Below are 1,159 nucleotides of genomic sequence, written 5' to 3' on the forward strand. Positions count from 1 at the left end.
GTGGCGGTTACGGCGTAAAGGTTGTCGCCGCTGTTTTCCAAAGCGATAATATTATTGAAAAATGGCTGATTACTTACGACGAAATTACGCGCCGAGCGGCCGCCTACGTGCTCCACTACGCTTACGAGTCCGTCAAGCGCGGGATAGGCGATCAGCTGATTGATAAACAAGGGCGGCGCCACGCGCGAATCGATCGCAAATACATTCCCCACTCTGTGATCAAGCACGACCGCGCCGGAGCTTAGCTTGATGAGCATTATGGAGTTATCGCTCATCACCAAGGCTAGATTATCCCCTTTTACGTTTGCGCTAAGAGCCTGTCTGCCCAGATTTTTTTCAAATTTAACGCTGCCCGCGCTATCGGCGAGCTTCGTAGTGCCGTTTATGTCGGTGATGACGAAATTGCCGTTATATTCGCCTAAAAATTTCTCGCTTTTTAAGAGCTTTAAATTCTGCACTAGGCCGTTTTTGGAGATAACCTGCCCGTTTTTAAGCGTCGCGCCATCCTTGCTAACCGCTACGATCTCGGACGGTAGTGAGCCGTTAAATTTCATATCGCCGGTGATGTTTTCGTCGCTAGGCTCGAAATACTGGCGCTTTGTCGAGCAGCCCAAAAATAAAAACGATAGCAAAAGGGTAAATATCAGCGTTTTTTTCATTATTTATTGCCTCCGTAGTGCTTTAGGGCGAGCGCGATCTGGCGCACGGGCGAGTTTAGAGGAATTTTATCGAGCTCAATATTGGCCTGCTCGATCTTGCCCTCTTTTAGCAGCTCGTAGCCTTTAACGAGATAGTCGTAATCGCTTAGTAAAATTCCGGAGGAGTTGCCGCTTTGAAGCTTGATTATCTCTTTTAGCATTACGTCGATGCCCTGCGTATCGGCAAGAGCCGCCAACTCCTGCGTAGAGCCGTTTTGAAGCATATACAAAGCGTATAAATTTACGTCCTTTTGCTTTAGCTCGGCAAGTTTCGCTTCATCTTTTTTATTAAGAAGTTCATCGTAAATGGCATTAGCTTGGGCTGTGCGGCGTTCGCTTAAAAATTCGCTCGTATAATATCCCACGAAAACCACGACTAAAACCGCAACCAAAAAGATCAGCGGCTTTTTGTATTTTCTAACGAAAATTTCACTTTTTATAACACTTTCTAAGAATTGCTC

At 46.2% G+C, this 1,159-nt stretch carries 1 protein-coding gene and 1 pseudogene; both read right to left on the reverse strand.

Annotated elements, in window-relative coordinates; all coding sequences use genetic code 11:
• Positions 1-659, reverse strand: a pseudogene (locus Q0236_RS06450) (L-seryl-tRNA selenium transferase); the annotation flags it as partial.
• A partial coding sequence (locus Q0236_RS06455) for a hypothetical protein (protein ID WP_297916196.1) occupies positions 659-1,159 on the reverse strand: 501 nt, incomplete at its 5' end. The gene Q0236_RS06455 and the pseudogene Q0236_RS06450, both read right to left, overlap by 1 nt.

The sequence above is a fragment of the uncultured Campylobacter sp. genome, from assembly GCF_938031315.1.
In the GTDB taxonomy this organism is placed as follows: Bacteria; Campylobacterota; Campylobacteria; order Campylobacterales; family Campylobacteraceae; genus Campylobacter_B.